The sequence below is a fragment of the Candidatus Fokinia solitaria genome, assembly GCF_003072485.1.
In the GTDB taxonomy this organism is placed as follows: domain Bacteria; phylum Pseudomonadota; class Alphaproteobacteria; order Rickettsiales; family Midichloriaceae; genus Fokinia; species Fokinia solitaria.
Genome location: NZ_CP025989.1, coordinates 471593 through 497123, shown reverse-complemented (window position 1 = coordinate 497123; position 25531 = coordinate 471593). Strand labels below are relative to the sequence as shown.

General features: G+C 35.4%; 24 protein-coding genes and 1 tRNA gene. 13 read left to right on the top strand and 12 right to left on the bottom strand.

The annotated features are described in order from the left end of the window. Positions 1-48: 48 nt before the first annotated feature. Positions 49-663, top strand: a complete 615-nt coding sequence (locus tag Fsol_RS02335) for an RsmD family RNA methyltransferase (RefSeq protein ID WP_108673291.1) — start codon at positions 49-51, stop codon at positions 661-663. Here Fsol_RS02335 and folE read toward each other — a convergent pair. Further along, entirely contained in the window at positions 646-1221 is a 576-nt protein-coding gene (gene folE, locus Fsol_RS02330; RefSeq protein ID WP_108673290.1) for a GTP cyclohydrolase I FolE, read from the bottom strand. The two genes, Fsol_RS02335 and folE, sit on opposite strands and share 18 nt — an antisense overlap. A gap of 54 nt (positions 1222-1275) precedes the next feature. On the opposite strand from folE, the gene Fsol_RS02325 reads away from it, so the two are divergent. The 4 genes from Fsol_RS02325 to Fsol_RS02310 all read left to right on the top strand — a co-directional run bounded on the left by Fsol_RS02325 (position 1276) and on the right by Fsol_RS02310 (position 3702). After that, positions 1276-1965: a VirB8/TrbF family protein gene (locus Fsol_RS02325; protein WP_108673289.1), complete on the top strand. Its 690-nt coding sequence runs from the start codon at positions 1276-1278 to the stop codon at positions 1963-1965. A gap of 85 nt (positions 1966-2050) precedes the next feature. Continuing rightward, entirely contained in the window at positions 2051-2413 is a 363-nt protein-coding gene (gene rplS / locus Fsol_RS02320; protein WP_108673288.1) for a 50S ribosomal protein L19, read from the top strand. A gap of 34 nt (positions 2414-2447) precedes the next feature. Further along, a complete protein-coding gene (gene rplK, locus Fsol_RS02315; RefSeq protein WP_108673287.1) occupies positions 2448-2888 on the top strand; it encodes a 50S ribosomal protein L11 in 441 nt (146 codons plus the stop codon). A gap of 13 nt (positions 2889-2901) precedes the next feature. Continuing rightward, the gene (locus tag Fsol_RS02310) at positions 2902-3702 is read left to right on the top strand and encodes a TatD family hydrolase (RefSeq protein ID WP_108673286.1); all 801 of its coding nucleotides are present in this window, start codon (positions 2902-2904) and stop codon (positions 3700-3702) included. A 6-nt stretch (positions 3703-3708) separates the two neighbouring features. Here the strand turns inward: Fsol_RS02310 and Fsol_RS02305 are convergent, their stop codons facing one another. From Fsol_RS02305 to Fsol_RS02290, 4 genes are all read right to left on the bottom strand, one after another. Then, on the bottom strand, positions 3709-7209 hold the full coding sequence (locus Fsol_RS02305) for a hypothetical protein (RefSeq protein ID WP_108673285.1): 3501 nt from the start codon (positions 7207-7209) through the stop codon (positions 3709-3711). 52 nt (positions 7210-7261) lie between these two features. Further along, positions 7262-8929, bottom strand: coding sequence for a protein-disulfide reductase DsbD family protein (locus Fsol_RS02300; protein WP_158521622.1), 1668 nt, complete (start codon positions 8927-8929; stop codon positions 7262-7264). Positions 8930-9100: 171 nt separating this feature from the next. Further along, positions 9101-9988, bottom strand: coding sequence for a UDP-N-acetylmuramate dehydrogenase (murB, locus tag Fsol_RS02295; RefSeq protein WP_108673283.1), 888 nt, complete (start codon positions 9986-9988; stop codon positions 9101-9103). 5 nt (positions 9989-9993) lie between these two features. Further along, entirely contained in the window at positions 9994-10896 is a 903-nt protein-coding gene (locus Fsol_RS02290; RefSeq protein WP_158521621.1) for a cation diffusion facilitator family transporter, read from the bottom strand. Between the two features lie 149 nt (positions 10897-11045). Here Fsol_RS02290 and Fsol_RS02285 point away from each other — a divergent pair, with 149 nt between their 5' ends. Then, positions 11046-11747, top strand: coding sequence for a ubiquinone/menaquinone biosynthesis methyltransferase (locus tag Fsol_RS02285; protein WP_108673281.1), 702 nt, complete (start codon positions 11046-11048; stop codon positions 11745-11747). 2 nt (positions 11748-11749) lie between these two features. On the opposite strand, the gene fabZ is transcribed toward Fsol_RS02285, so the two are convergent. Continuing rightward, complete coding sequence (gene fabZ, locus Fsol_RS02280) at positions 11750-12181, bottom strand: 3-hydroxyacyl-ACP dehydratase FabZ (RefSeq protein WP_108673562.1); 432 nt, start codon at positions 12179-12181, stop codon at positions 11750-11752. Between the two features lie 67 nt (positions 12182-12248). On the opposite strand from fabZ, the gene gatB reads away from it, so the two are divergent. Genes gatB through Fsol_RS02265 form a run of 3 tightly spaced genes read left to right on the top strand, consistent with a single transcriptional unit; the run spans position 12249 to position 15390 of the window. Continuing rightward, entirely contained in the window at positions 12249-13718 is a 1470-nt protein-coding gene (gene gatB, locus Fsol_RS02275; RefSeq protein WP_108673280.1) for an Asp-tRNA(Asn)/Glu-tRNA(Gln) amidotransferase subunit GatB, read from the top strand. 47 nt (positions 13719-13765) lie between these two features. Further along, positions 13766-14920: an acetate/propionate family kinase gene (locus tag Fsol_RS02270; protein ID WP_108673279.1), complete on the top strand. Its 1155-nt coding sequence runs from the start codon at positions 13766-13768 to the stop codon at positions 14918-14920. After that, a complete protein-coding gene (locus Fsol_RS02265; RefSeq protein WP_108673278.1) occupies positions 14917-15390 on the top strand; it encodes a holo-ACP synthase in 474 nt (157 codons plus the stop codon). The genes Fsol_RS02270 and Fsol_RS02265 overlap by 4 nt, the downstream gene beginning before the upstream one ends. Here the strand turns inward: Fsol_RS02265 and pgsA are convergent. Beyond that, positions 15383-15976, bottom strand: coding sequence for a CDP-diacylglycerol--glycerol-3-phosphate 3-phosphatidyltransferase (pgsA, locus tag Fsol_RS02260; RefSeq protein WP_108673277.1), 594 nt, complete (start codon positions 15974-15976; stop codon positions 15383-15385). The two genes, Fsol_RS02265 and pgsA, sit on opposite strands and share 8 nt — an antisense overlap. 213 nt (positions 15977-16189) lie before the next feature. Here pgsA and Fsol_RS02255 point away from each other — a divergent pair, with 213 nt between their 5' ends. The 4 genes from Fsol_RS02255 to rpsD all read left to right on the top strand — a co-directional run bounded on the left by Fsol_RS02255 (position 16190) and on the right by rpsD (position 19084). Further along, positions 16190-16939: a Bax inhibitor-1/YccA family protein gene (locus tag Fsol_RS02255; protein WP_108673276.1), complete on the top strand. Its 750-nt coding sequence runs from the start codon at positions 16190-16192 to the stop codon at positions 16937-16939. A 1-nt stretch (position 16940) separates the two neighbouring features. After that, a tRNA-Thr gene (locus tag Fsol_RS02250) sits at positions 16941-17015 on the top strand. A gap of 71 nt (positions 17016-17086) precedes the next feature. Further along, positions 17087-18280, top strand: a complete 1194-nt coding sequence (locus Fsol_RS02245) for a cation:dicarboxylate symporter family transporter (protein ID WP_108673275.1) — start codon at positions 17087-17089, stop codon at positions 18278-18280. Between the two features lie 108 nt (positions 18281-18388). Continuing rightward, on the top strand, positions 18389-19084 hold the full coding sequence (rpsD, locus tag Fsol_RS02240; protein ID WP_158521620.1) for a 30S ribosomal protein S4: 696 nt from the start codon (positions 18389-18391) through the stop codon (positions 19082-19084). Between the two features lie 325 nt (positions 19085-19409). On the opposite strand, the gene Fsol_RS02235 is transcribed toward rpsD, so the two are convergent. The 5 genes from Fsol_RS02235 to mutL all read right to left on the bottom strand — a co-directional run bounded on the left by Fsol_RS02235 (position 19410) and on the right by mutL (position 25484). Continuing rightward, entirely contained in the window at positions 19410-19778 is a 369-nt protein-coding gene (locus Fsol_RS02235) for a hypothetical protein (protein WP_108673273.1), read from the bottom strand. Positions 19779-20172: 394 nt separating this feature from the next. Next, entirely contained in the window at positions 20173-21279 is a 1107-nt protein-coding gene (locus Fsol_RS02230) for a hypothetical protein (protein ID WP_108673272.1), read from the bottom strand. 835 nt (positions 21280-22114) lie between these two features. Then, positions 22115-22642, bottom strand: coding sequence for a hypothetical protein (locus Fsol_RS02220; protein ID WP_108673270.1), 528 nt, complete (start codon positions 22640-22642; stop codon positions 22115-22117). A 111-nt stretch (positions 22643-22753) separates the two neighbouring features. Further along, the gene (locus tag Fsol_RS02215; RefSeq protein ID WP_108673269.1) at positions 22754-23521 is read right to left on the bottom strand and encodes an ABC transporter substrate-binding protein; all 768 of its coding nucleotides are present in this window, start codon (positions 23519-23521) and stop codon (positions 22754-22756) included. 73 nt (positions 23522-23594) lie between these two features. Beyond that, a complete protein-coding gene (gene mutL / locus Fsol_RS02210; RefSeq protein ID WP_108673268.1) occupies positions 23595-25484 on the bottom strand; it encodes a DNA mismatch repair endonuclease MutL in 1890 nt (629 codons plus the stop codon). Positions 25485-25531: the final 47 nt, after the last annotated feature.

Here is a 25531-nt window from a genome sequence, read left to right as displayed (position 1 = left end):
CTACATGCCATTTATATAATAGTCAACTTTTTTACTCATGTATTAAAAATGAAAATTCTATCCGGTAAATGCAAAGACTTTCCCTTTACTACCTCCGTTACTCAAAATATTTCAGGATATAAGCCTACAAAAAGTATTGTAAAAGAAGCGGTGTTTAATATTTTACACAACAGTGGCATAGTACTCAAAGATAGCAATTTCCTTGATGTTTGCGCAGGTACTGGCGCATGCTCTTTTGAAGCGTTATCAAATGGCATTGATGCTGTTACTATGATAGAAATGGATGGAAGAGTTTATTCTCAAATACTGAAAAATGTTGAGAGATTCATAAAAGCATATGCAGAGTTCGGTAATTCTATCGAAGTAATAAGAGGAGATTTTCAAAATATCATTCCAAATCTTCGAAAAACATATGATGTATTATACTTTGATCCTCCATACGAGCACTCAATAAATGCTATTGAATGCATGCTTATGTTATTGCGTAGTTTCAGCTTTATGAGAGAAGAGGGGATGATATTTTATGAAATACCATCAAGCGCAACATCAGCAATAATAGAGATGTTAGCAAACTGCCGTGCAAAAATACGTGATGTAAAACAAAAAAAATATGGAGATACTACGTTAATACGTATGATATACCGATTAAACGCGTTGAGTTAGTGCGATAAATCTTTGTTTATAGTCGAGTTGTGAATTTAGGAAATCTCCACTAAAAGCAAATGTTTGAACCATTGCTTCATCATCGCATATCCCTCTTTTGGAAAGACATGAGTGAGATGCTGATATATATACCGCTGTGCCATATGGTGTCAGTACTTCATCTATTGCATCAAGTATTTGTTTTGTAAGTCTTTCTTGCAATTGAAGTCTGTGAGAATACATTGATACAAGTCTAGAAATTTTACTAATGCCTACTACTGCATTTTTTGGAATATATGCAACAATTGCTTGTCCTGTTATTGGCGCAATATGATGTTCGCAATGAGATTGCACTCTGAGATTTGTGAGTGCTATCATATCGCTATATCCAGCAGTTTCTGTGAAAGTTTTTCCAAGTATTTCGTGGTGATTTTGATTATATCCGCTGAAGTACTCTTTAAATGCCTTAACTACTCTTTTCGGAGTTTCTGATAGTCCTTCTCTATCAGGGTTTTCTCCTATATATTCTAATATCTTTCTGATTGAGTTTTCAATTTCATGTTCTTTTACTTTTGACATTTCTATTTGCGTAAATTCTAATTAATCTTGGATTATGTACGTATACTTATCGTCATGAATAACAGTACAGATAAAATGGATCTACAACAATATTTTGACGATGTGCGATGCTGGTATTTTACAAAATATCTATCGCATTATAGAGATTTTGTATTCCTCTTAATAGTGCTGATTCTCGCTACTATTACACTTATATTAAATTTCTCTACATACTTGAATGGAGCGCAGGTTAAAAAGCGATCATTTGTACTATACAATGAAAATGCGGGTATTACTGTGAAAAAAGTAAGACCATTAAATGTACAGTACGACGTTAACGCCTCTATCGCTGAGTATATGTTACAGTACTATGTAGTGCTGAGAGAAACGTATACTCCACTTTTAATAAATGAGAAATCGAGAGAGAACGTGATTCAAAAAATACTTGCCATGTCATCAGAGATGGTGGCTGATGATTATAGAAGTACTATTGAGCCAAGTGAGAATTCAGATAGTCCGATATTACTTTATGGCAATTCAAAGAGTAGAACAATTAACATTACACAAGTGATGTTTTTGCCGTATAACGATGTACCGTCCGGCTGTATTATTGAATTTGCATCTTATGAGAAAGATGTACTTGGAAATGTTCAGAATGTTCAAAATTCAAGAGTGCATATCGAGTTTCAAATGCCTGATGCAAGCGCAGTATTGCGTGGAGAGAGCGTATTCAACTTTTTGATTATGAGATATGAATTCATGTAAGTCATAGATCAGTTTAATAATTGAGATTTACTTTGGTAATAGCTTTCATTATACTCACGCTATCTTGTGATCATATATTACCGCTATGAACTTGCTTGAGAGTTATGTTGAAAAAAAGAAAGCAGCATCAGAACAACATCCTAGTTTCAAAAGCGGTGACACATTGAAGGTGCACGTTAGAATTAAAGATGGTAATAATGAGCGTATACAGATAGTTCAAGGCATTTGTATAGCACGTCATAATAATGGTTTTTCATCAACTTTTAGAGTGAGAAAAGTGGTAGATGATGAAGGAATTGAGAGAGTGTTTTTACTTCACTCTCCGATAGTAACAAAGATAGAGGTAGTGAGAGTAGGGCGTGTGAGACGTGCGAAGTTGTACTATCTCAGAAATTTGAGAGGAAAAGCAGCACGTATCAGAGCTGAAAATAATTATCTACGTAAGTAATACGTCTTTTTGTTAATAGTTATCTTATCTTGATATGAAAGGTAGTAAAAATGTGGTGTTAGTAGGGACGATAAAGTTGGTGGTGCCTGCGGCAGCAGCTACTCCTTCTCCTCCTATAGGTCCTGCACTTGGTCAAAAAGGGCTTAACATAGCTGCCTTTTGTAAGGAGTTCAATGATAGAACTTCAGGTATGAAAAAGGGAACTCCTATACCTGTGATGATTCAAGCTTATTCTGATCGCTCCTTCAAATTTGAAATAAAACAGCCTCCGGTGTCTTTCTTACTCAAAGAAGAAGCGAAGCTTGAAAGTGGTGCAAAATCTCCTGGACGTGATGAATTCATCAAGATTACGAGAGAAGCAGTACAGAGAGTTGCTACTATAAAGATGGAAGATATAGGCGTAGATAATTTAGAAGCTGCAATGAAAGTAGTCGAAGGTACGGCAAGATCAATGGGATTACGTGTAGAGGATTAATAATCGGTGAATCATGTATCCGCGTGTGTTCGTTGATTCTCATTGTCATCTAAATCTTAATGCGCTTGCAGATCGCGCATCTATAATAGAAGAGGCTAATCGTGCTGGAGTGTTTCTTTTGAATACAATTTCTACTAAAAGAAGTGAGTGGAAAGAGCTGCATAGCGTTGCACTAGCGAATGACTGCGTATTCTATACGGTAGGAGTTCATCCTCTAAATGTTGATGATAGTGATATAACGACATGCTCTTTCGAAGAGTATGTATCTCATCATAAAATGATAGGTATAGGAGAAATAGGATTGGATTTTCATTTGCCGAATGTCAATAAAGTAAGACAGATAGAAGCGTTCGAGTATCAGTTAGAAGTATCTACGATGCGCAATTTACCAGTTGTCATACATCAGAGAGATGCTCATGATGAGATGTTGAGAACGCTTCAAAAGTTTAAGGGACGAGTAAGAGGAGTGATTCATTGTTTTACTGGCACATATGATATGGCTGTATCGTATATTGACTTAGGATTTTATATATCATTTTCAGGAATTATCACCTTTAACGGTGCCGACATAATACGAGAATGCGCTTCTAAAATACCTATGGATAAAGTGCTTATTGAGACAGATTCTCCGTATCTCGCTCCAGTACCTTATCGTGGTAAAACGAATTTTCCACGAAATGTTGTAGAGATAGCGAAAAAAATTGCTATTTTGCGCGGAGTGACGATAGAAGAAATAGGTAAAATTACTACAGATAATTTTTTCGCATTGTTTGATAGAAATGATATGCGTAATAAGTTTTTTAGAGAGATTTGAAAGATTTTATTGCTTGTGTAGAGAAGAAGGCTGCCGCTCCTTCTGAGTCGATTGTAAAATGCCGCTTTGCGCTGCTATTCTAGAGGGATCTTGCTGCATACTCTGCAGAATATTGTTTACTTTACGAAGAGGTAAGCCGCTCTTTCCTGTCTTTTTTTTCCGTTCTGCTTCTTCTAAACTAGATGTCAATGATTGTAGCTGCTCTATCATTAGACGTAGTCTGTTCTGCAAAGAATTGTCGATTTTTTCAAGAGAAGCTTTACGCTGTTTTTGAGATTTTATGAGATTCTTTTGTAGTTGTTTCGTATTCTGTTGTAGTTTTTGGTTATCTCGCTCTAGTTGTTTTGTCTTGTTATCAGATTCTTGGAGTTTGTTTTGATAGTTTTGGATTTGTTTTTTATATTCTTGGATTTCCTTTTGTAGTTCATCGGTTTGCTGTTCTAGTTGTTTTTTCTTGTTATCAGATTCTTTGAGTTGTTTTTGTAGTTCATCGGTTTGCTGTTCTAGTTGTTGTTTATCTAGTTCTAGTTGTTTTGTCTTGTTATCAGATTCTTTGAGTTTGTTTTGAGATTCTTGGATTTCCTTTTGTAGTTGTAGTTTCTCTTTATTAGCGATTTCTAGTTTGTCATTATAATCTTTGATTTGCTGATTAGCGGAGGTGAGTTTGTTTTGAGATTCTTGGATTTGGATTTGTAGTTGTTGTGCCTTCTCTTCTACTTTTAGTTTCTCTTTATTAGCGATTTCTAGTTTGTCTTCATAATCTTTGAGTTTGTTTTGTAGTACAGAGGTTTGCTGATTAGCAATTTCTAGTTTTTGAGCAGATTCTTTGAGTTTGTTTTGAGATTCTTGGATTTCCTTTTGTAGTTCATCGGTTTGCTGTTCTAGTTGTTTTTTCTTGTTATCAGATTCTTTGAGTTGTTTTTGTAGTTCATCGGTTTGCTGATTAGCGTTTGCTAGGTTCTGAGCAGATTCTTTGATTTGTAGTTCAGCGGAGTTGATTTGGTTTTGTAGTTCAGAGGTTTGCTGATTAGCGTTTGCTAGGTTCTGAGCAGATTCTGTGAGTTGCTGATTAGCGATTTCTAGTTTGTCTTTATATTCTTGACTTTCCTTTTGTAGTACAGAGGTTTTATTTTGAGATTCTTGGAGTTGGTTTTGATAGTTTAGGATTTGCTGATTTAGTTGTTGTGCATTCTGTTGTAGTGTTTTCGTCTCTTTATTAGCGATTTCTAGTTTCTCTTCATAATTTTTGATTGTCTCTTGTAGAGATTCTTTAGCTTGTGCTTGAGCGATGGAAAGCTGATTTTTAGCAATGGAGAGTTCTAATTGATTTTTTTTAGTAGAGAGCTTTTGTAGAGATTCTGCGTATTTCCTTTCTTGTATTTTTACCTCTTTCGTATCTTGTTGCGCAAGATCAAGTTGTTTTTTAGCTTTGAGAAATTCATTTTGTGCATTTTTAACATTCTCTTCAGATTCTGCTAGTTCCTTCTTTGTCTTTTCTTCTACTTGTTGCTGTTCCAATGTTATAGATTTATTTTTCATTTTCTCTTTTCTTCTTTCGAGATCCTGTCGTATTCTTTGCCCATCTATTTGTAGATGTGCTTTGTTAGCTTCTTCTAGTCGTGCCTTAGCTTCAGAGAAATCTTGTTCAGCCTTAGAGAAGGTCTCTTGTAGTGCTGCTTTTTTCTTTTCTAGTGAAATAACATCTTTTTCTAGTGTAGTAACGGCCTCTGCTAGTTGAATGAGTGCTGTAGTATGCTGCTCAGATTGTGTGCATTTCTGTTCTAGCAGTGTAATACTTTCTATTACTTGATTCTCTTGTGTAGTATTCTGTTGAGTGGCGTTAGGTAGCATCTCAGAGTTTGTGATTTTCTGCTTTTGTTGTGTAATATTTGATTGTTCTATAGCGTCTTTAGCAGTGGAGAATTCATGCTGTGCTTTTTGTAGTTTCTGTCGGGCAATGCTCAAGTTCTGTTTACTGCTGAGGAGTTGTGTTAGCTGCATTTTTATGGTTTGCGTTACTAATTCTAGGTTTTTAGCTTGGTCTAGCTGAGTATGAGTCGTCGCGTCTTGCGTCTCTAGTTTTAGTTTTTGATCTGAGTCTAATGCAATGTAAGCCGTGAAGAAGTTTTCTATAGCAGTAGCGAGTTTTTTCTTAGATTTTTCTAAAGTCTCTTTCAGTCCTTTGTCACTTACTTCTAGTTTTTTGTCACTTACTTCTGCTTGTTTAGGTTCAGTAAGAAGTTGCGTGCGAATAGCGGAAAATTGCTTTTGCAGTTGTTCTTTTTCTGTTTTAGCATCGCCATCTTGTAATTTGGTGATATCATGTTGCAGTTGATTAAGATTATCCTTTATTTGCCGAATATTTTGTTTGTCATCTAAAAATGCCTTCTTAGATTCTAGATCTTTTGTCTGTTCCTTTGCTAATTGAAGCAATGCGTTTTGTTCAGCGTTTTGCTTGTCCTGTTGGAGTTTAGCATTTTCTTCTTTTAGTTTAGCATTGATTTGTTCAATGGTTGTCAATTGCCGATTGAGATTTTGATTTTCTAGTATTCTTTTATCCTTTTCTTGTTTAAGTTCAAGGTTATGTTGAAAAAGTTCGGTACTGACTCCTTTATCTGAAGTCGAAATTTGTAAATGAGAATTTCTCTTTAAGCTTTGCATTGCATTCTTAGCATCATCAAGTTCTTTCTGTAATCGTTCGATTTCTGCTTTGCTTTCTGTGATTTTTTTTATAAGTATTTGATTTGGCGTTGTTTCTAGGTTTTTCTGAAATTGCCGTGTAGGAGGCGTACTCTTCTCTTGCGTTTTTGCTGTTTCATTATTTCTTTTAGTGAAGCTCAATAATGTCTCTTGATCTGATATTTTCCCTTCAAGAGCTTTGATTTTGTTTTGAAATTCATCTTCTTTCTTCTTAAGAAGTGCCTCAGCTAGGTTCTTTTCTTGTTGATGTGAATTTTCTAACTTGTTGAAAGCAGTTTGCAATTGCTCGGAAAGCGTTGCTTTGTTACTATGTTGTATTAGAAGCTTTTCATTGAGCCGAGATGCAAAGTCTCCTATGTCGTTTAGCGCTTTAGCAGCGAGATCATCCTTTCGCTCTTGAAATTGTATTTTTGTAGTTAAATCACTGTTTGCACTCTCTAATTGCGTAATAGTCTCTAGATGAGTTTTATTTTCCTTTTCTATTTCTTCTAGATTTTTCAATAAACCTTCATTTAATTGCAGCATTTGCGTTAGCTCATCCTGAGTAAGTGTTGTTGGCTTTTCTATTTTTCGCCCCTCAAGTAGATTAGTCACATCTTCTACTCTTATATAATTTCCACTATTTTGTGCATGGAGTGCGTCAATAACAGTATGGAAATCCTTATTTACGTTTACTGTTATTTGTTTTTTACTATTATATTGCTCTATTGCCTTTAAGAGCTCATCAGCTTCAATGTATCCTTTGTTGTTGCCTATCGCTTGTTCCAAGGCTGCTTGAAAAGTTTCATTTCCTATACTGTTTCTCATCTTTCATTCTTGCAATTCCTTTTATGGATTGTAAGCGATTTTTCACCCGAAATCAATTTTCCTTTATAATTTTTAATAAAATTTTATCCGTAATGATAGTTGGTAGTATTAGCTTTGTTCCGTTTTTTCTATATAGTACAGTCAATGGTATACCATTACTATGATGTTCTGCTAAGTAGTGCGAAATTCCTTCTGATTTATTCGTATAATCCAGTTCTACCAATCCTATAGTACTACTGTATTTCTTCATAAATTCATCGATTGCTATTTTGTTGATTTTACAGGTAATACACCAATCTGCTGTGACATTCACAAGTATGGATTGATAGTTTTGCTGCTTTTCCTGTATTTGTAATTCTATATCGTTTTTACTGAGACCAATTATTATATGATTACTAATTGCGCAATGAAGCACGCATGCTAGGGGTAATATCAACATTATCCCCTTCATAATTGAGTGTGATACATGAAGCCAACCTCGTGATACTGGTAGCGTGACCCAGATGGCGTAGTACAGTATCTTATATTTTTCCTGTTTCTGATATTGCGTGTATTTGATTTTTATTATCCTTGCTATTTTATATATTGTTTTTCTCGCAAGTGATATTTGTAGCAGCAACATCGAGCACATTATAATCGAGTACGATATATAGCTTACTTGCCGCGCTAATATGTAGAGTAACCAACAGTAAGTTATTATAATAGGAAGTGTCAAAAACAGAATTATACCTTCCGATACAATACTGCTTCTAGGTATGAACTTCACGAGTCTCGAGAAGCACAGCAGTATAACGTATGGAGAAGCTACTCCTAAGCCGACGATTACGTGAATTGCTATTATAAAGATATATCCTTGACTCATAGAGAATGCTATGGCTGGAGCAAGAAGCGGTCCTGCGCAGGGAATTGCCAATAATGTGGTACTTAGGCCGAATGAAAAACTTAAGAAATACTCATTTTTCAAAGCGGAGAATTTATTAACTATGCTATTGATGAATGGTGGTATCATAATATAGCTATTCTGATTAAGAGATTTATTTGCGAAGTACATCATTATCAGAGCGAGAAATATTACGAATATTGGAGATTGAAAATGCATCCCCCATCCAAAAGAAAGTCCGCAATACTTTAGAAATATTGTCATTATACCGATGCTTGCAAATACCGTTAGTACTCCGCATGATATTGCTGTTATATGAAGCGCAAGTGCTTTTTTGCTGTATGATGAATACTTAAAGAGAGATGATATCTTGATTGAAATTACTGGTAGTACGCATGGCATGCAATTGAGTAAGAGCCCGCTTATAAAAGCACCAATGCATATGAATATTACTGTAATTAAATCAGCATTTCTTCGATGTTCTATAACGATTGCGTGTTTTTCTATTTTACATATGTCATTTGTGCAAAACGAGTACCGCAATTCAAGAGCTGTATCATATTCATATATTGAATGATTGAGTTTATGACATTTGATTTTGATTTTTAGCGGAAGTGTGTAGTATGAGTATGGAATGACGATGTCGTTTATGTGTTTTGTTGAATGCTGAGGAGTAGGCCATGTTACTTCTATCGCATCTACGTTATAGCTTTTACTTTTATCTAGAGTAATCTCGAAATTTTTTCCGATACCGCTTTTATGATGAGAAAATAGCGCAATGGATTGCAAACTCGAATCAAAGGAAATCTCTATATAGTCATCTTTTTTCTCAAATGACACGTCGATATCATTATCTATCGATGCATAAACATAAGAAGTTATTAAAACTCCGAACAATAATGCTAAAAGATGTGGCAGAACGCGAAATACTCGAGAAAAGATGATATACATGTGATACAAGAGTTTTTACAAGAATGATAATGCAAGAGTACTTTCGTCACAAGTCAGTGATTATTCTTCACCTAATATAACTATTTCTTCTTTTAGCATTATGTTGAATTTATCTTTTACCGCATTTTTTGCAAGTGATATCAGCGCTTCTACATCTGTCGCAGTTGCGCCATCTTCTGTGACGATAAAATTTGAATGTAGGGAAGAGAAGTACGCGTTACCAACTCTCATCTGAGTATTGCATGCTTTGATTAAAGCCCACGCTTTATGATTTGTTGGATTTTTAAACGTTGAACCTGCAGTTCTTGCGCTTGGTTGTGTTATTTTTCTTGTATTTCCGATTTCTTGTATCTTTCTTGCAATCTCTTCATATGCGCCGTGTTTGCGATGAAATAATGCTTTGACAAAGATATGTTGTTCTTTTAAAGAGTTGCTTCTGTAAGAATAGCCAAATTCTTCTACGTTTATCACTTTTTTCTGTCCCATTAAGTTAAGACATGTAGCTGATTTTAGCATTTTTGAGACATCATTTCCAAATGCGCCAGCATTCATGACGAGCATGCCTCCGATAGTGCCTGGTATACCTGAGAAAAATTCGAAATCTGCTATCGAATTTTCTAATCCGAAATTTGCAAGCTGTAGACCTGAAGCTGCACATCCAACAGTGACAGTACTATCATCCATTGTTACTTCTCGAAATCTCTTCCCTAGTCTTATTGTTACTCCTCTAATACCTTTATCCCTTATTAAGATATTTGAAGCTAAGCCTATGATTGTAATTGGTATTTTGCCGCATATTTGTTGAAGAAAATGTTGTAAATCTTCCTCATCATATGGAGAGAATAGCACATCAGCACGTCCTCCAACGCGAAGCCATGATATTTTACTACAATCAAAATCAAACTTATATTCTCCTTTTATACTTGGAAGATCGTATGTTATTTTCATGGTAATTAGCTAACATCGGTATCTGAACATTTCTCCCCTTGCAATTCTAATTCAATAGTTGCATGTTGTATTTTGTGATGTTTTAATAAAAATGCCTTCACGTCCGTTACTATATTTTGCTTTGTTTCTAAAAAAGTTTCTTGCGCGGAGGAGGGTAATACAATATGCATTGTGCACATTACATAATTTTCATTTAGCATCCACATATGCAAATGATGAACGTCAACTAAGTGAAAGTGCTTTATTAGTGAATTTGTTACGCATTCATTCTGTACATGCTGTGGCCTCCCTTCAAGTAATATGTGAAGCGATTCCTTTAACAACCCTATAGTCATGACAGTGATATTAATCGATAGCACAATGGAGATTACCGCATCAAAAATAGGATTTTTTGTATAATATATCAGTAATCCTCCTATAATAGCAGCTATCGACGATAGTAAATCTCCTAATACATGAAAAAGTGCGCCCTTTATATTTAAATTAAAAGTGCTAGCTCTCTTAAGGATGAAAAATATAAAGCAATTGACTGATAATCCTATTGTTGATGTAGTAATCATTAGTGAAACGTCAAGATATTCGACGTTTTTTTGCGTTATGACTTCATATATTGCTTCCTTTATTATGGCAACGGCTAAGCATATTAATATTATTCCGTTTGCAAAAGCTGCTATTACCTTAATTCTGCTATATCCGAACGTTCTATACTGATCTGCTGATCTTAACGATATTTTTTCAGAAATAAGTGATATCAGAAGAGAGCATAAATCTGTCAGCATATGTGTCGCATCAGCAAGCAACATCAATGAACCGGATATTGAACTCGCAATGAACTCGCATATCATGAACGTGCCTACCATTACGGCAGATATCAAGAGAGAGTTTTTAGCATCTAAGTTTAGTGACATATAAAGCAGTGAGCTGAACACCATCACATCGTAACAAAAAAAAATATATTTGCAAAAGCTGTATGCCTCAATATGCTGAACTGAACGGTACTTATTGCGTACGTTACTCCGTTGTAATGAGGTATAATAAAGAATGATTCGTTAAAACGATGGAAAGCTTTGTAAAGAAAGTCTTCAGCGATGTGAGTGATAGATATTCTGTGATGAATGATATCATGTCACTTGGTATTCATCGATTGTGGCGTAGAAAATTCATCGCGTGCTTTACCGATGTAAGGGGAAAAACTCTCATCGATGTTGCAGGAGGCACAGGAGATATAGCTAAGAGATTCTTAAGAAAAGGAGGAGAGAGAGTGCTGGTGATTGATAATAATCAAGATATGCTGAAGAAAGGGCTTGCAGATGTGTTGGATTCTGATGAGATGCGCTTATTAGAGCGTATGAAGTGGCAATTAGGAGATTCTACCGATTTAAATGTTGATGAACAGTTTGACTTCTATTCAAATGCATTTGGTTTAAGAAATAGTAGTAATTTTGCAGATACTGTATCAAATTCCTTCAAAGTAGTAAAAAGTGGAGGTAAAATCCTCTTTATGGAATTTCTCAATCCGCGATATGAAAAATCTTCTGTCTTGATGGCTACTTATGAGCATTATTTGCGTTATATCATACCAGTATTAGGTAAAGTCTTTGCGAATAATTATGATGCTTACCGTTATCTTGCTGATAGCATAACGAACTTTATAGCAAAAGAATGGATGTTAGATACTTTAGCAAGATGCGGTGGATGCGACGTAAAATGTGAGGTAATGAATAATATATGCGCAATATATAGTTGTACTAAATCTTGATATTATTGCGCTTTACTCATCATGAGAGCGATTTTTGCAGATGCTACGTCATCCTTCTCAATCTTTGCAAAGCAGTGAAATTTCCAAAAATTACCTCTACATCTATCAACTGTCGCTTCTAATACAACTGAATCGCCAGGTGTAACCATTTGTTTAAATGTGGCATTTTCTATATTTACCAAGAAACCTAGATTTTCAGTATCATTACTTTTATGAGATATCAGTATTCCTGCGACTTGTGCCATTGCCTCTACCAAAAGTACTCCAGGTACTATCGCTTTTTCAGGAAAGTGTCCAGAGAAGAAATATTCATTAACAGTAAAATTTTTCAATCCTCTTATACTGTTCTCAGAAATCTCTAAAATTCTATCCACTAATAGAAAAGGATATCTATGTGGTAGCTTACTTTTGATCCAATTTGTATCGTAAATCATTGATTTTGTAGAATTTGTACTTAACACTACTCACTACTTATATATAAAATGTAGAATTATTGCAAAGATGATAGAATTTCAGTACGGTGACTGGGAATTGGTTATAGGGCTTGAAGTACATGCGCAACTGATATCGAAGCAGAAGCTTTTTTCAGATTCTGTTTCTGCTTCAGAGAGTAGTACCAATGTTGCGCCGAATAGTAATACAAGCTGGCATGATATAGCGCTTCCAGGCGTATTACCGATACCAAACTTTGATTGCATTCAGCAAGCTATAAAGGCAGGACTGGCGCTAAACGGAAAGGTTAGTACTATTTCATCATGGGATAGAAAGCATTACTTTTATCCTGATTTACCGCAGGGGTATCAAATTACTCAATCCGTTCAAATAGTTACAGGAGGGAAAATTAGCATTGTTGTAGATGGTGTGAAGAAAGACATTGCAGTAAATGAGCTTCACATTGAGCAAGATGCGGCTAAATGCGTACATGGAGATTCTACTACATATGTAGATTTTAATAGATGTGGTACAGCGCTTATAGAGATTGTTACAAAGCCTGATATAAGATCTAAAAAGGAGGCAGTAGAATGTTTTAAAAATCTCAGAGCAATTCTAATATGTACTGAAGTTTGTAATGGTAACATGGAAAACGGAGATATGCGTTGTGATGTGAATATTTCCGTGAGAAAGAAAGGAGATGAAAAGTATGGTACGAGAGTTGAGATAAAAAATTTGAACTCTACTAAAAGTATAGCTGATGCGATTGATTATGAAGCTGGAAGGCAGATCGAGATTATTCAAAACGGAGGAGTGATATCAAATGAAACGATGCTGTTTAACGGAGTGACAGTACCAATTCGTTCTAAGGAAGATGTAGCGGATTACAGATATATCAAAGATCCGGATTTAATGCCGATATATATAAGGGAAGAGATTATAGAAAAGATAAAAATGACTATTCCAGAACTTCCTATGGAAAAGATGGTGAGATATGTTACGCAATTGAAAATAAGAGAAGCTGAAGCTGCAATCATAGCTTCTGAGCCATCTATCGCGAAGTATTTTGACGAAGCAATATCGGAGCATATTCATCTTTCACAAAGTATTGCAAATATTGTCACGTGTGAGTTATTTAGAATTATTGAAAAGTATAAAATCTCCACGAAAGAATTAGGCTTAACTGCGAAAATGTTGTCGGAGTTATGTATAATGATAGAGAGGGGTATGATTTCATTCAGTGCTGCAAAGAATGTAGTAAATGAAATATGCGATATTAATTCTCAGTACTATCGTAAAGAACCATCTTATGTAGTTGATGCGATGGATCTTAGTCAAGTTTCTGATGAGGAAGAGCTTACGCAGATGATTGACGTTATGCTTGAAGAAAACAAAAATGAAGTAAATAGATATCGAAACGGTGAAGAAAAGTTGTTTGGATATTTTGTTGGAAAAGTGATGCAAAAATCTAAAGGAAAAGGAAATCCTACTAAGATTAATGAACTTTTATTAAAGAAATTAAAAGAAAGTGACATATAAAAATAAATTTCGCTATAATAGTTTTATACGTCATTTTTGTTTTGATAATGGTAGATTACATTCTTGTCGCTAATGGTGGTTCTTCCAGTTTAAAAGTTACAGCGAGCCCACTGGATAAAGGTAAAGGAACGGATGTAGTAATACATGTAGATTTTCTGCTAAACAGTGCTGTATGTTTAGTAAAAGACGATAAATCTGTACGCGATGTAGAGATTAAGAATGGTACAGAAGCAATAAATTTTTGCGTTGAATATATAAAAGAACATTATAATGCAAGGCTTATCGCAATAGGTCATAGAGTGTTGCATGGAGGCACCGAAATGTACGATTTATTATCTGTCGATACCGAAGTGCTGCAAAAAATCAAAAATCTTGTAAAATTTGGCCCTTTACATCAGCCATATGTATTAGAAAATATGGAGAAGTTAAAGCATTCTAATATACTGCAATATGCGTACTTTGATACTGGATTTCACAGAACGATCCCTATGCATAGAAGGGTATATGGTATACCACAGCAGTATACTAAAGATGGCATGATAAAATATGGCTTTCATGGTATTGCTTATGAAAGCGTGATGGAAAGCATCTCTAATATACTTCCTCATAAGGTTCATTCTAGAATAGTTGCTGTTCATATTGGTAGTGGAGTAAGTGCTTGTGCAATCAATGATGGTAGAAGTGTTGACACAACGATGGGCACAACGCCTGTGGAAGGATGTATGATGGGTACAAGATGTGGAGAAGTCGATCCTGCAATACCGCTACTTATACAGGAGATGTACAAAATTTCTGCTACTGAGATGCACTACATTCTGAATAAAGAATCAGGATTAAAAGCTATATCTGGTATTAGTAATGATATGAGGAAGCTTCTGAGTAGCGATGCAGAAAGCGCTAAGTTTGCGATAGAGGTGTTTCTTTATAAAATAGTAAAAGAGATTGCTGGACTTATCACAGTTTTAGGAGGAGTAGATGTATTAACTTTTTCCGGAGGCGTTGGTGAAAATTCATTTTATATAAGAAAAAGAATTATAGATGCATTGTCTATTTTTGGACTTTCATTGGACGATTCGACGAATGAAAAGAATTCAACTTTAATTTCATCTGATAATAGCAAAACTCACATCGCTATTGCAAAAGTCAATGAAGAAGCCATAATAATAAACCGTATTAGAACTTTCATTCGCACAGGGCGATGACAGACGTGTCATTTTTACCTTCATATATAGGAGTAGGGGTGGATATAGTGAATATACACAGAGTGGAGAGGATAATTTCTGAGAATGGTATGAAGTTTCTCAATAGGATTTTCACGAAGAAAGAGATAGAATGCTTTTTCAATAAATATCAGAAATATGTAAGAAAAGGTTTCATATTTACAATAGATTCTGACGAACTGAGCGGTCGAAATGTAATAATAGATATTGCAAGCTATATTGCAAAAAGATTTGCAGCGAAAGAGTCATATTCAAAAGCTTTAGGTTGTGGCATCTGCGTTCACTTGAAATTTAAAGATATGGAGATTTTACAAAACGAAAGAGGAGCGCCGTTTTGGAGTAGCAGTACTAAATTTACAGAAGAGTTTCATACATCCTTGTCCATGAGTGATCAATATCCCTTTGCAATGGCGAATACTACTCTCATCAGACGGCGCGAAGTTGCTACTTAATATTATTATATTCATTCAGTTTTTTCATCCCTTCCATTAGATATGCGAGTCCTGAAATTAACGTCAGAAATGCCGCACTCCACATCAAGTATTCTCCGGCAAAATATACATCAAATCCAATTGCGATACTAACTTCTTCTCTCACTAAGTGTTCCCTAGAAAGCAATAGAAATGTTATAGCTACCATCTGTACACAAGTCTTTACTTTCCCGAGTAGTTTGACAGATATTTCAACGTGCATCACTGCTAAGTACTCTCTCATACCTGATACAAACATCTCTCGACATAGTATTATCACTATTAGTGGTGTAGGCACTATTTTTTGCTCTGCTATCATTAATAAAACAGCCGCGATCAACATTTTATCCGCTACTGGATCGAATACTCTGCCGAAGTTACTTTGAGATTTTAGCGTACGCGCTAAGTAACCATCTACTAAGTCTGTAATACTGACGAATATGAATATCGCAGTAGCAGTGTAACATCCTATTGTTCCAGGTATGTAAAATGACATTACTAAAACTGGTATGAACAGTATACGAAGCAGAGTGATAAAGTTCGGTATGGATTTGATAATCTTGTGCATTAAGCGCTTTTTGAATTCCTCCACTTTATGTATATATGAACGTATAAGTATTTTCTACATTCAGAAGTTAATCTCATGAAATACAAATGTATGTTATGTTGATTTTCGATGATGAATGAGATTTATCGATCTAAATTGTCTAATCTTCTTTTTTTCCTGTATGTAATATGTTAACATCAACTTGTAAAAACATTTAATATTTTTGCCAAAACAATGAGTCGTTATGAAAAGCGCTACTATGCAAATGTAGAGAATGCTAGAAGCTCTCATGCAAGTTCTGTCACTTATGATGTAGGATTGCGCGCATATATGATAAAGGTATATCGCGATATGGCTATTTCTTTAGGGATCACGGCTTTTGTTGCTTTTCTCATCATGTTGCTTCCGCCTTTGCAGCGGTTGCTGTTTGGCACTCCACTTTATATGGTGTTTATGTTTGCTCCTCTCGCAATAGGTTGGTATAGTAGCGCGAAATTTATGACAATGTCGCATTCTCAGGTGCGTACTATGTTGTGGCTATTAGCAGCTTCTATAGGAGTTTCTGTCTCAATAATTAGCATTGCCTCCGGCGTTGATTTAGCGATGCGCGCAGCTATCATCACTACTGGAATGTTTGGAGGAATGAGTATATACGGATATACTACGAAGAGTGATCTTTCCGGTATCGGTTCGTTTGCAGTAATGGGATTAATTGGAATGGTAATTGCATCTGTCATAAACATCTTTTTACAAAGCTCTGCGATGTACTATGTTTTATCTGCTGTCGGTGTGTTAGTATTCACTATCATGATAGCATACGACACTCAAAGAGTAAGAGATACATACTATGTACTTGGAGGAGAAGATTCTGCGATGACGGAAAAAGTTGCAGTTTATGGTGCTATGACGTTATATATGGATTTCATCAATCTCTTCATTAATGTGCTGCAGCTTCTTAGATTTGTAAGCGGAAGGAGAGATTAGTGCCAAAGTAGCACAGTGGTAGTGCAACTGATTCGTAATCAGTAGGTCGTAGGTTCAATTCCTATCTTTGGCACCACGAAGTATATCTTTTAGGCTGCTTTTATTTATGTTTGATGGCTAAGTTATGTATGTGTTCTTCTTGTTTTAATGACTCGTTACATTCGTTTCTTGCCTTTTAAGAGTCTCTTTCTCATATTGCTGATAGTAGGCTATTCATGCTTTTTTTCGCTAATACCTGATATCGTTCGCGATATTGTGTATACGCTTGCGTTGCACATCAGAAATTTGGTGATGCTCTTTATACCAGTACTAGTCTTTGTTTTACTAGCGAATGCTATGTATAAAGTGCAAAGTAATGCCACTTTATTTGTGCTTGCGGTTGTATTGCTGGAGTGTATTTCCAATTTTGTCGCTGTAATGTATTCATATTTTTTTAGCGCACCTCTACTACCGTATTTTAGTGCTTCCATCACTTGTACTACTGCGTCTAAAGCTATGAACTTGCTGTTTGATTTTAGAATACCGATACCGAATTTTTGGAATAGTAAGATATTTATCGTACTTGGTATTGTTATTGGTCGTGTCGCTAAGATCTATCAGTATAGAGATGCAGAAAGGATATTGGAAAGTGCGATGCATTGCATGACTTGGATGATGCGTACATTTTTTTCCAAAGCGGTAATAGTGATGATTATGGCATTTATTGCTAACTTCGGTCAAAGAGATATTTTATCTTTTATAGGAGAGCTTTTAGGCTTTTTATCAATAGCTTTGAGTTGTTCTGCGACATATTTCATTTTACTACTTTTAGCAGTGCTACGTATGAAATATGCTGAGATTAAAGAAGTTCTCAAAAGTATATCATATCCAATAATGATATCGTTTACTTCTTCAAGCAGTATGATCGCGCTTCCATATGTTACAGAAAGTGCAGCAAAACTCGCAAAAATACCTAATATAGTACGTTCTATCATTCCGATTACTATTGGCGTGCAACAAATTGGCGATTGTATACTTAACGCCGTTCTTTTCTCTTTTTTATCTTATCAGTTTCATGGTACTCTGCCATCATTAGCGGTGTGGTTGGAATTTAACTTTTTTTACGTTTTAATGAGAGTAGGGATGACTGCTGTTCCTGGAGGTGGTGTTATAAGCTTAGCTTCTGTACCACTCTTAGAGAAGTATTTACACTTTAATGACGATATGATCTCCCTCGTACTTGTGATGAATATCTTGATGGATGAGATTATTACAGCACTAAATGTAGGGTACAATATCATTATGTCTTTAGTGATGGAAAGAATTTTATTGTTTTACGGCATAGTAAAAGCTGAGAAGTAAGCTATCTATAAAATGAAAGAGAGCACAAAGAAAAAACTGCCTTCTCGAACGTTGCGAAAAAATCTAAAGACTAGATCTGCTTAAAAGTAGCATTCTTAAGTATGCATTTTGCCGGAAACGTATTGCTTTTTGATAGTAATGAGTTATTATCTTGCTATTCAGAATGTGAATATTCATGGCGGTGTCGTGACAAAAATTAATACAACGAAGTGCAAAGCATCTAGGAGGTTTGGAGCAAATCTGACTGAGAAAGCAGATGATGCGTATGTTAAGAGAAATTATCCTCCTGGTATGCACGGAAGAAACGGATATAAACGTTCTTCCGTATATGGCATGCAGTTAAGAGCGAAGCAGATGTTGAAGGCGTATTACTGTAATATTACGGAGAAACAGTTTAGAGGAATCTATAAAAAAGCTGCAAAAATGTCAGGTGATGTAGGAGAAAATTTGATAGGTTTGCTTGAATCTCGTCTCGACGTTATTGTATATAGAAGCAAGTATGCGCCTACGATGAGAGCGGCAAGGCAGTTAGTATCTCATAAGCATGTAAAAGTGAATGGAAAGTATTTAAATGTTGGCAGTGCGTTTTTGCAACCGTCGGACATTCTTGAATTAACGCCAAAAGCCTTGGAGATGCAAATAGTGCAGGGAGCATTATCTAACGAAACGAAAGTCAGGCCTTCTTATATCACATTTAATGGCGCTGACTCTTCTGTAACGTTTATTAGGAAGCCGCTGCTTGCAGAAGTGCCGTATCCTATGACTGTAGACCCTCAACTAACTATCGAGTTATATTCAAGATAGTACTTCGGTATTTTTTAGAGAGGATTGACGCGAAGAAAGTGCGAAAGTTACTAATTAGGGTTTTCGTGCTGTGCGATTTTATTGTAGAAGTGCCGTACACTTCTTCTAGTACAGTCATATTTGTTCATGTTTGTCTTATTTAGGCGCAATGTGTATCTTGATATGGCTAGTGATGTGTCAAACATTTGATGCTGCGATGAGAGAGGGAGTAACGAAGCGTATATCGAAAATTACGTACTGATCTAGCTGAATTACTTAGCTTTTCGCTGTTGCGCCAATTCTTTATCGGCGATGCTAATAGTTCTGTTAGGTATCTAAATACTCTCTAACTATACTTTGCTATATTACATAATAATTTGCTGTTATCTATAGCGCTGAACTTACTCCTTGGTGATTCATCTACTTCTATATTGTAAGATTCATAGCATGTTGCTGTAGTATCGAACTTACTCCTTGGTGGTTTATCTACTTCTATATCGTAAGATTCATAGCGCATTGCTATAGTATCGAACTTACTCCTTGGTGGTTTATCTACTTCTATATCGTAAGATTCATAGCGCATTGCTATAGTATCGAACTTACTCCTTGGTGGTTTATCTGCTTCTATATCGTAAGATTCATAGCGCATTGCTGTAGCATCGAACTTACTCCTTGGTAGTTCATCTACTTCTATATCGTAAGATTCATAGCACATTGCTGTGGCTCAAGTTCGATAAGTGTTTTTTCATATTTCTTTTAATATTTGCAGTTATGTCATTACGAAGTGTATTTATTGAAAAATTCTTGTGCATAAGTCTTCCGATGTCATTAAAGATTTAATAAGTCTCTTACTTAATTTACCTCCTTTATCAGATCATCTTTGTGCTATTTCGCTTCTCTTAATTTGTTAATCTATCTATCATCTGTTGCTAGTGTGTAAAATTGCTTGTTGATATCTTACTAATTGATGGTAGTACATTTCTATTAAGGAAGCGATATATCCTCATCATTCATAGCACGATGCCATTATTCGCTGCTATAGGCGCGCTGTTAGCTTGCGTTCTAGAAAGTTAATATTATTTGAGTAAAGATGTAGCCTCGTTTTCTTCTCACTGCACAGGATCTGAGCTGCCAAATACATTATTATACATTTGCATCACACCCGCATCTTCTGACTTTCCATATTTTGTCCGTGCTTCATTTTGAATGTTTCGCACAACTCTATCAGCATAATTTTCTAATGCCTTGACTGCTTGTTGCATTCGCTTCCAATCAGCTCGCGTAAGAGTAATGCCATTTTCTATTTTATTAGTTATTGCAGACAAATGTGAAGCAGCAAATTCCACATCTCTATCGATATAATGTCCAGGGCTTGCTTCTCTTAAAAACTGACTATAGTACTTTATTTGATTAGCTATTGCTTCGATATATATCACATACTCTGTAGTAAGGCCTATATCGTAATAAGGAATCCGAAGCCAATTATTTATTTTGATAACAGCTTTACGCACAAGACGATTAGTGTCTGGAGTAGAAAAATCATATCCGCCAAACATGAGTTTTGTATCTACCGATACATCTTTTGCATCTCTGTACGCTTTATTTCGATTGGTAAAGAGTGTGCCAGTTTCTAAATTCTGCCCTTTTAAAATTTTCGCTTTATCATAAGCGCTAATTAGGCCCAACAGATCATCAATCGCTTTAACTCGATCTACCTCTTGTTTTCGTGATTCCTCTTTAGCGCCTGATATCCTTTTATATAAAAATTTCCTATTAAAATTGTCTTGTTGCTGTTCTTTATCCGCTTTATGCATTGCCACAATCTCATCATGCTGCTTCTTTTCTTGCAATTTATCCGCTTCATGCATTGCTACAATCTCATCATGCTCCGCTTTGTACTGCTCAAGCTCTCGCTCTTTATCCGCCTCATACTGCCTATCTGCTTCCATTTGACGCCGCATCTGCAATGCCTGCGTTAGTACTGCTAAGTTTCTAGTTTGTTGTTCTTTATACTCCTCCATCACATGGCCAAGAGGATTGTATATCATATCTGACGTCGCAAATGCGAATGCTACTAAAATCAAGTTATGATACGTACAGAAAAATATCAGAAAACAAAGATGCAAAAAGCTTTTTACCTTACTCTTCTCTTGTTTTTGTTTAGCTTTATCTTGCGCTAATATTGCTTTATGTTGTGCTTTTTGTTGCGTATTCATATATTGTTGCTAATGCTCAATAAAACAGTGAAGAGGGTAATATTTTCTTCGTTTCTTATGATAAGATCTGATACTGCGGAGATAAATGGCAGTCTAGCCGCACTGATTCGATAATGGAGTTTAATGAGATTTATCGAAAGATCAAAGGCATTGTGCTTATTATTAGTAGAATCCTTGAGATGCAAAAAAAATAGTGAAGTGTGTATTTATTACGAATTTCTGATATGCAGAAATGGTGAAGGTATTGCACTAAAAAAACATTCTCGAATCAAATTATTATCGGCAAGGTAGGATTGTGCTTCTTTTCCTATGGAATATCGCGTGGAAGAACTCAATTATACTAAATGCGATATAAAGTCTAGTTTGCGCTTTATTTCAAAGTAGAAAGCGAGAAATGACTGCTTATAGTATAGCTTTATGAAAGGAAAGAAGAGCTGATATTATAAGGTTAAATTTTGATATTAATATTTATTTAATAGAGAATATTTATGAGCACATACAACTTGTTTCTTCTTATATACCTTTGAAAGTACAGATAGAAGAAAAGTCAGTGTCGATATCTTGTTTTCACATTTCTTGAATAAGGAAACTGCTTTACTATATTTTTCCTTATCTTCAAAGAAATGTTTTATGACATGAAAGAGAAAGGTAAATGCTAATAGTATAACAAAAGATTGCAGTAGTGCCGTTAGTGCATTGCGTTGCTGATTTGTCATGTACCGCAAAATCACGACCTCAGTGATCATAAACTGATTATGATACACAAGTCGTTTTTTGCAGTAGGCAGTTTATGGCAAAAGTATATTAAAGCTAATCACGCTAAGTGTTCTTTCTATTATTCTGCTGGAATCACACGCATACTACCACTACCTGCAATGAGAACGTACACCTTTCGTCCTACTGCGATTGGACGATCTTTTTGCGCTACCACTACTAAGCCTGTTGATTTTATAGCATTAACAGTGCTAAGAAATGCGCTTCCTCCCATTGTAACTGCTTCTTGATTTAAAGCTGATGTATCAATTTTTACTACGTATTCGCTTCCATCATAATTACCACTTGCTGCTTCTGAAGCTGCATATCCGATAGCGCCTCCCATTACAGCGCCTAATAATGCGCTTTCCGGACTATGTCCAAGTCCTACGCCAGCAAGGCCTCCTACTGCACTTCCTGCGATAGTATTGTTGGTGCTATTTTGTTTTTTATTTCCTATCATAACCTTTCTTACAGATATCACTTTACCTGGTATTGCTACTCCACCTTCATAAGAGTTTTGATACATGTCTACTGCACCTTCATTCGAGCAGCCTATCAAAATAATGCTTAATACAGGCAAAATGCGTGCAAAAAAGGAGAGGAACATAAAAGTGCACAACAAGAAGATCTAAACTTGAAGGATACCTTACACAATTTTCATTCAAAAAGCCATAGTGCGCCTCATTTTTAGTGAGATACTCTATTCGATGTAAGTGAATTAATTGACGTTGCTATTTACGCACTGGTGTTCTGCATCCATCCTCCATCTTTTAATTATCGTCTCCATTTCTCCATCTTCCTGCATTTTATGAAGAGTTGCGTTTAATTCTTTTATGAATTTATCATCATTTTTTGTGATTATTACGTATTCATGCGTAGTATTTGGTATACTCTCACAATATAGCCAATAACTACGTCTTGAGATTCTGCAAGCGGTATGTAAGTTAGTGACAATCATCTGAATTTTTTCTTCTTCTAATTCTTCAGCAGAGATTCTGAGATTACCTCTTTTTGTAATAATTGAGTCGCGGAAATTTTCTTTAGCCCATTTTTCATATATCACACCTTCTTGCGTAGATATATTTCTTCCGATAAAAGAGTTGATATTGTCTAGCGAGACTCCTTTTTTCAACACTACTCCTAGTTGTCCTGACATATAAGAGATTGAGTGGAAGGTAGAATTTGCTTGTGCATCTTCAATAGTAATTGCACCGACTGCGACATCAGCCTTTCCAGATTTTACGAAAGAAAACATATTATCAAAAGTGCCAACGTCTTTTACTGCTACACTCTTGCCCATCTTTCTTGCTGCGACTGTAATTAAATCTATTTCGAATCCTCTCAGCTGTCCGTATTCTATGAAAGTAAAAGGAGGTAAGTGAGATGATACTGCAACTGATATTGTATCGTCATCATGATTGCCACAACCAGATATAAAGAAGGGAACACCTATCAGTAATGCGAATAGTGTGAAAATTCTGTTCATTGAAAGCAGCAAAGCCAAAACTACTACCGAATGATACTAAGAAATGCTTTTTTGTTCAATAAGCATAGAGTTATCATCTTTGAAATATCTTTAATAAAAAGTCATGTGTTATCTTTATGTATGTTGGACGTCCATGATTACATTGTGCGGTGAAATTGTATCTTTCCATCTCTCGTAATAGTATACACATCTCTTCTTTGGATAAGCTTTTACCTTTTAAGATGCTGCTATGGCAAGCAACTTCATTGTATATCTCTATAATGGCAGTTTCGCTAATTTCTTTTACTAGTGCTGAGTTTTGTATTACATGATTTAGAATTTGAATCACTTTTTCATGTGGAGATACGCTTGGTAGAATCTGTAATATAATCGGTATACCTACAATGTGTATTTTATCTTGCATCATCTTTATTTTGATGCCGTATTTTAGCAATGTATCGTGCTGTTCAAGTATGATCATAGCTTCTGTACCTGATATCTCAGTAGAAATAGGTAAGAGTAAATTTTGCATCTTCAATTTTTTTTTGTGAAGGAGTGCATCTTTCATTTTTTCCAGCATTACTCTTTCATGTGCTGCATGTTGTTCTATTACAAATAAATCATCGGTATTTGAGTTATAAGAAATTATAAACAAGTTTGATATCTGACATATAGGATTGCCAAAGTAATATAGTTTATCATCTAGTTGTGACTCTGTAATCCTCTCCTCGATTGCTTTGTTCATTGCTGTGAAATCTTCAATTGGATACCGCGCTGAAAGAGGTAGCAATGTACTTTCATGTTTATCTTGATTGCTATGTTTATAGCTATCACGCGCTTCGTATTCATTACTTAAGTTATAAGATGTATCAAAACCTGAATATAGCTGATTTTCTGTCAGAGATTGAGCGATGTACGGAGAAGATAACGCTTCACGTACCGCATTTACTACGGCATTTTTTATGGAAGTTATATCGCTGAATTTTACCTCCGTCTTATGAGGATGTATATTAACATCTACGTCTTGTAGCGGAATTTCAATGAAAAGTATCGCGAGTGGCTTGAGGTTATTCGCAATTAATCCGCTGTAAGCTGCTTTGATAAAGCAGATTATACTATAATCGTGAATGAGTCTTCCATTTACGAAGATAATGGATTTTTGCTTTCTTATTGAAGGAGTATAAGTAGGAATTGTTACATATCCGTTTATTTTTATCTCTCTTGAAAATCCTGTATACGAAACTTTAGCGATATTATTTGTGAATTCGTTGCCAAATATATCGATTATCCTTTGCTTCAAAATGTCATCATCGAATTGATCTCTTGTAGTATCGAATAGTAATTTTGATTCAGAAAACAGTTTAAAGTTGCAATTTTGGTATGCGAGAGCAATAGAGTGCATAAACTGCAATATGCTATGCAATTCAGCATTATTATTTTTTAGAAATCGCAATTTATTCGGTGTAGGAGCGAACAGTCCTTTTACTTCAATTGTAGTACCTTTTGCTCTGTTTTTAGGAGTAATGAGATTTGATATTTTTTCCTGTATTTCTGTTGTGATCGTGTTGTCGTTGAGTAGTGCATTCTTCTCGTCTGATAATGAAGAAAGAGATAACTCCCACGCATGATCTTCCTCTTCAGTTTTTGTTATGATTGTAATATCAGATACTGCAAGTATGGAGGCTAAAGCTTCTCCTCTGAATCCAAGATATTGTATATCATAAATACTATCATCTTGTAATTTTGAAGTGGCATGCCTTATAAAGGCCATATGCAATTCATCTTTTTCAATACCACATCCGTTATCGGAAACTGATATAAAAGACTTTCCTGCATCTTTAACTGTGACAACGATCTCAGTTGCTTTGGAATCTATAGAATTCTCTACAAGCTCTTTTATCACTGATAGCGAATTCTCTATTACTTCACCTGCAGCAATCTTACTAATAGATTGCGGTGAGAGTATTCTAATTTTTCTATTCAAAGAAATAATCTATTAGCACTAAATTATGCATTCTGCAGTCTAGCTGC

Coding starts and splice junctions, on each gene's coding strand:
- Fsol_RS02335 (WP_108673291.1), top strand. CDS start 49: ATGAAAATTCTATCCGGTAAATGCAAAGACTTTCCCTTTACTACCTCC.
- folE (WP_108673290.1), bottom strand. CDS start 1,221: ATGTCAAAAGTAAAAGAACATGAAATTGAAAACTCAATCAGAAAGATA.
- Fsol_RS02325 (WP_108673289.1), top strand. CDS start 1,276: ATGAATAACAGTACAGATAAAATGGATCTACAACAATATTTTGACGAT.
- rplS (WP_108673288.1), top strand. CDS start 2,051: ATGAACTTGCTTGAGAGTTATGTTGAAAAAAAGAAAGCAGCATCAGAA.
- rplK (WP_108673287.1), top strand. CDS start 2,448: ATGAAAGGTAGTAAAAATGTGGTGTTAGTAGGGACGATAAAGTTGGTG.
- Fsol_RS02310 (WP_108673286.1), top strand. CDS start 2,902: ATGTATCCGCGTGTGTTCGTTGATTCTCATTGTCATCTAAATCTTAAT.
- Fsol_RS02305 (WP_108673285.1), bottom strand. CDS start 7,209: ATGAGAAACAGTATAGGAAATGAAACTTTTCAAGCAGCCTTGGAACAA.
- murB (WP_108673283.1), bottom strand. CDS start 9,988: ATGAAAATAACATACGATCTTCCAAGTATAAAAGGAGAATATAAGTTT.
- Fsol_RS02290 (WP_158521621.1), bottom strand. CDS start 10,896: ATGTCACTAAACTTAGATGCTAAAAACTCTCTCTTGATATCTGCCGTA.
- Fsol_RS02285 (WP_108673281.1), top strand. CDS start 11,046: ATGGAAAGCTTTGTAAAGAAAGTCTTCAGCGATGTGAGTGATAGATAT.
- fabZ (WP_108673562.1), bottom strand. CDS start 12,181: ATGATTTACGATACAAATTGGATCAAAAGTAAGCTACCACATAGATAT.
- gatB (WP_108673280.1), top strand. CDS start 12,249: ATGATAGAATTTCAGTACGGTGACTGGGAATTGGTTATAGGGCTTGAA.
- Fsol_RS02270 (WP_108673279.1), top strand. CDS start 13,766: ATGGTAGATTACATTCTTGTCGCTAATGGTGGTTCTTCCAGTTTAAAA.
- Fsol_RS02265 (WP_108673278.1), top strand. CDS start 14,917: ATGACAGACGTGTCATTTTTACCTTCATATATAGGAGTAGGGGTGGAT.
- pgsA (WP_108673277.1), bottom strand. CDS start 15,976: ATGCACAAGATTATCAAATCCATACCGAACTTTATCACTCTGCTTCGT.
- Fsol_RS02255 (WP_108673276.1), top strand. CDS start 16,190: ATGAGTCGTTATGAAAAGCGCTACTATGCAAATGTAGAGAATGCTAGA.
- Fsol_RS02245 (WP_108673275.1), top strand. CDS start 17,087: ATGACTCGTTACATTCGTTTCTTGCCTTTTAAGAGTCTCTTTCTCATA.
- Fsol_RS02235 (WP_108673273.1), bottom strand. CDS start 19,778: ATGTGCTATGAATCTTACGATATAGAAGTAGATGAACTACCAAGGAGT.
- Fsol_RS02230 (WP_108673272.1), bottom strand. CDS start 21,279: ATGAATACGCAACAAAAAGCACAACATAAAGCAATATTAGCGCAAGAT.
- Fsol_RS02220 (WP_108673270.1), bottom strand. CDS start 22,642: ATGTTCCTCTCCTTTTTTGCACGCATTTTGCCTGTATTAAGCATTATT.
- Fsol_RS02215 (WP_108673269.1), bottom strand. CDS start 23,521: ATGAACAGAATTTTCACACTATTCGCATTACTGATAGGTGTTCCCTTC.